General features: G+C 42.3%; 3 protein-coding genes. All 3 read right to left on the bottom strand.

From position 1 onward, the window contains the following. On the bottom strand, window positions 1-2346 hold a 2346-nt coding region (locus tag RMY16_RS32925), incomplete at its 3' end, for an AAA-like domain-containing protein (RefSeq protein ID WP_322739892.1). 124 nt (window positions 2347-2470) lie between these two features. After that, entirely contained in the window at window positions 2471-3097 is a 627-nt protein-coding gene (locus RMY16_RS32920) for a type I restriction enzyme HsdR N-terminal domain-containing protein (protein ID WP_322739891.1), read from the bottom strand. Between the two features lie 65 nt (window positions 3098-3162). After that, window positions 3163-4803 (bottom strand): AAA-like domain-containing protein, encoded by a 1641-nt coding sequence (locus tag RMY16_RS32915; RefSeq protein WP_322739890.1) that lies wholly within the window; start codon window positions 4801-4803, stop codon window positions 3163-3165. Window positions 4804-4965 lie beyond the last annotated feature (162 nt).

Raw genomic sequence — 4965 nt, 5'->3', positions numbered from 1 at the left:
TTTGTCAAAACTGGCGGAAGCTAAAGTTTTACCATCCGGGCTGAAGACGACGCTGTTGACCCAATCGCTATGCCCTCTTAGGGTGGTAATTTCTTTGCCTGTGTCCCGATTCCACAATTTGATCGTTTTGTCAGCACTGGCGGAAGCTAAAGTTTTGCCATCTGGGCTGAAGACGACGCTGTTGACCCCAGCACTATGCCTTTCCAAGCGATTTTGTTCACGAATGTTCAGCAGAATAGTCTGTAAACTAAACAAAGGGCTATAAGCGGGATATTCTGCTAAAAATTGTTTGTCCTTGACCAGACTTTTCAATTCTTTAGAAGCCCGCATGGCTAATAGCAGTCCGTCAATTTCCCTTGAATAAAACTGTCGCAGCGCATTTGTTCCGTCTTGTTCCAATCGCGTAGCCGTTAAAGCAACAATTTTTGCAGCATCTGCCTTTTTTAGTTCCTCAAGAGAAGTTTTACGAGCATTGACTGCCGCATTTAGAGCAATTTGAGCTTTTTGTAATTCTTGTCGCGTCTGCTGTTGTTCTTGCCTTGCTCTATTTAATTCTACAAAAGCTTTTTCACGCTGCTGTTGTGCCTCTTGCCGTTGTTGAATTGCTTGATTTGCCTGTCCTTCAGCTTGACTAGCCTTTTCGCTAGCTGCTGCAACTTTGTTTTGGGCTAGTTTCAGGTTTTGCTGTGCTTGATTCACTTCGACATTTGCGGCATTCAGTTTTGAAGTTGCGTTACTAAGCTTCCGTTTTACCTGTGCAGCTTGTTCCGATATCCTTTGATTGTCGTGTGATATTTTTTTATTGTTTGTCGATATCCGTTGGTTATCTCGCTTGGTTGCTTCAGTTTCTCTCTTCGCGTTTTTTAATTCCGTTTGGGCATTATCTGTTTTTGCTCTTGCTGTTCGTGCTTGTCCCAATTGATATTGAGCAAATATTAATGATGCAACTGCCCCCAGCACAGTCAGTCCTAACACTACAGAACCAATGCGAATTCGTTGATTAGCTTTGTAGTTCGCCTCTGCTAAAACTTGCTTTGCCTGTTCCTCTACCTCCAGCCTTTTCTGCACATCATACTTTTCCAACTCTTGGCTAGCAGCTAAAAACTGATAATCCAAATCACTCAAACTTTTACCTACTGCCCATTCTTGAGCATCATGCAAAGTTTTTCCCCGCAACAAACGCGACTCCTCTTGACGTTCAGACTCAACCCAAGCATTAAATGTATCGGAGTAGGGGCGCAAGTTTGCTAAAATCTTTTCGCACCATTCCTGCTTAAACACCTCTCTATAAATCCGGTTATAAATTCGTAGCTTACCCTCCCGCTTCACCACCAAACCCGTCAGCTGCAGTTCCGTTTGTTCAGGACTATCATCAGTTGCTATCTCTCCCTGCTGCAAAATCTGCTGATACAACCCCAACAATCGCCCAGTCCTCTGTTCCCCACTCTGCAAAATTCTGTCTCGAATCGTCTTCAAATGCTCCGGCTCATCCTGCGTTTCCCAATTCTCAATAATCCCCTGACGTACCAACTCTTCCACCCAATCCCCAGCCTCTAGTCCCCAATTTCTAGTCTCCAGTTCCCCCTGCACCAGTAACTTACAAACTTTTTGCGTCAAAAATGGCTGTCCTCCCGTCCAGTCCAGCACCGCCTGCATCAACTCTTGAGAATCACCCACTTGTGCCAATCCCTGTGCCAAGGGTTGTGCCTCTCGGAGTTGAAAGCCAGTTAAATCAATTGCCTGTCCAATATTAAAAGGTGTCCGGCGTTTGTCTTGAATCAAATCTGAAGGCGTAGACACACCAATCAAAGCAAAGGTGAGGCGATTATATTCAGGATGGTCTGCTCGTCGGTTGTAGCAATCGCGAATAGCTGCAAAAAAGTCATCCAAGTTGAATGAAAGACTCAGAATGCTATCAATTTCATCAATAAAAATAACAATCTTTCCAGTAATTGTTTGAAGTAATATTGTTTCAATAAACTTGCTCAAGCGCTGCACTGGTGAAAGCAAACCGTTATCATTCCACCAAGTATCTAAATCAAAAGTTGTATAAATATTCAAACTTCCCACCAGAGTATCAATCACCCCGGCATACCACTGTTCTGGGGTAATATCTGCCGTCCCAATAGCTGTAATATCAACAACAGCACAAGCAAATCCCTCTGTTTGCAACTGCTGCATTACCCGCACCCGCAAGCTAGATTTCCCCATCTGCCGGGAATTGAGTACATAACAAAAATCCCCAGCCTTCAAGCCTTCATAGAGGTCACGGTCAGCTTGCCGTCTAACATAAGTTAGGGCATTTTTAGGCAGACTACCACCGACTTGATACTGGTATTGAGTCATAAAGAATTAAAAATTCAGCGCGAGTTAAACAAACCTCTCCCTGCCTTGAACTTTAGTTCAAGTCTGTCCCTCTCCGAATCGGAGAGGGACGGTTTTGCGTAGTAAAACCAGGGAGAGGTCATAATTACAAATTACTAATTAAACAAGCTAGATGTTTTAACACTTTTACGACAGTATATAAGTCATCCCCACGATTAAGCGACAGTGTATAAGATAAGGCATATCTCGGTGTACTCTGTTTAGTCAACTTAATAAATTGAAATTCACTACCATTGGTGATAAACCCAAAAACAGGTTTAGCCGAAGTTGCATCTGCCAACATATAAGCCAATGCTTGTGGAATTGCTGGCACTAAGGAGTAATCTGCTCGTTTCGCCTCAATTACGAGAACCCAAAATAGAGGATGAAACACCAAAATATCAATACGTCCTCTAATAATTGTGCCTTCGTCTTCAGAAGAAATTCTTACCTCTTCTTCCGATGCAATGTAAAAAGGCGGCTGATAAAAACCTGCTAGACGCAATAGTGGAGATAGCACCACCATTTTGACTACAGGTTCTAGAATTTGGTAGCGGGATAAATGCAAGTATTCTGCCTTGACTTCGTTGAGAGATTGCTTTTCTAAGTCACTCAACTCAGGTAAATCTTGCTGCCACTCTAAAAAAAACTGTTCATTGTCTGCACGTTGTAGTCCAAATTGATCTATGAGTTGGGCTAAGGTTATATCTTTTCCTTGAATAAATTGAACCATTGTTAATCTTTTTTGTTAAATGGTAATTGCAGATAAAAGTTTTATTGCACTCCTAATGTACTTTCTTAATTTTTCAACCCCAAGCGATGCCCAAAATATTGACGATACAATTTACACAGTGGCACTACTTCATTGCCTTGAAACTTAACTAACCCTATATTGCGGAGTTTAAACGCTTCAGTTGTGCCTATATTCATGGGGCGATTTGCCATCATCACTTGTTTAACCGCAGCTAGCAATTCTGTATCCTCTTGCAAATTCAGCCAATGGCGGCGTAAATGGTCACTGTAAGGGCCTTGCTCGGTTGCAGCGATTTTTTGCAGATTTTCCAGGGTCATCCTACCACGGGCAATTTCATAAAGCGCTACCCGCACTAAATAAGGATGACCACCCACTAGCGCCATTAATTCTTCAATTTGTGAGTTAGACCAATTGAGGCTGTGACGTTGTACCAAGTTTTGTACTTGTATTTGATTTAAGTCTGGCAACTCAATTCGTAAACCTATATTAAAAGGCGACTGATTTATATTGAGTGGGATATAAACTTCCTTAGAGTGCGCAGTCACCAACCGTAGATTTTTCCAAACTGTCTCATTCTTTGAGCGCTCATGCCAAGCTCGTAGCAATCCAAAAAAATCAGCCGCAATTATGGGATGCTTGAAGACTTCATCGACTTCATCCAAACCCAAAGCTATGGGGCTATTAATCGTAGGTAATAAATACCGTTGAAAGTAATTTGTACATTTATTCTTGCTACCTAAAACACCCTTCCAATACTCGCCTAACTTATCTGGTAGATTCAGTTCATAAGTAATGCTGGCACAGAACCACTGTAAAAACTGATCTAAATTGCCGAGAAATTCTGCATCGGCTGAGTGGAAATTCACACATGCTGTCTGATACCCATGTTCACTAGCATGGTGGAGAACCCGTGACATGAGTGAAGTTTTGCCCATCTGCCAGGGAGCTTTGATGCGAATTAAGGCCCCTGGTTGAAGAATCGTTTCATAACAGTCTACCTCAATAAGCGATCGCTCGACATAGAAAGCAGAGTTTAAAGATACCTGCCCTTCTGGATTTTCTAAGGTGACTGCTGGTTTTATATCGGTATCTGGAATCGTTTCGTTAGTAGAGTTAGCACCTTGGGGATTGTTCCGACTTTTCAGCACTGGAGTAGAAGATTCTGGAATACTTTCTAAATCAATAGCGCTACAGCCAAACTCATAAGCATCCTCATAAGACCTATCAGCACCCAGTGCATCATAAAAGCCTACCGCGAATTTAATTGCGGCGCGATCGCCAATTGCCCGATTCATCCCAACTACGCGGTTAATATTTTGATAAATTGCCTCAGCTTGCACCTCGCTATAGCAGGCATTTAATAATACACACTCAATTTTGTCTTTAAATAACTTAAATAGCCTTGCTAGTGACTCCGTACTCACCAGCTGCATTTCCCCTGTATTATTTTCCAAGGCTAAACCTTGATTTCCTCCACCATGTCCAGAAAAATGGATGATATGAGGATTATGATCTAAAAGCGCACGCCGCAAATCGTCAGGCCGCACCGCCCATTTAGTAATCAGTTCAAACTTATCTCGGCTGCGAGAGCGTTGTAACCCTTCCTGAATCTCCCTTACTTCCTCGTCCAAGCGGAGTTTGTCTGTGGTTGTGGGATTAGCTGACACAATCAGGATTTTTTTCACAGCGCTATCAACTATTGAATGCAAGCTTTTGACTTAGATGTAGTTTACTACAGCAAGTAAGTAAACAATTACCGATAGCACATTACCGTTAATGAGGCTTTGAACTCCATTAATGAGTCTTTGAACTCCATTAATGAGTCTTTGAGCTTCATTAATGAGTCT

This window comes from Nostoc sp. DedQUE12b, assembly GCF_034530835.1.
Classification (GTDB): Bacteria; Cyanobacteriota; Cyanobacteriia; order Cyanobacteriales; family Nostocaceae; genus Nostoc.
This window is presented reverse-complemented; position numbering and strand designations above follow the sequence as displayed.

Bases quoted from the DNA above. Each gene is read 5' to 3' on its own strand.
- RMY16_RS32920 (WP_322739891.1), bottom strand. From the start codon at position 3,097: ATGGTTCAATTTATTCAAGGAAAAGATATAACCTTAGCCCAACTCATA.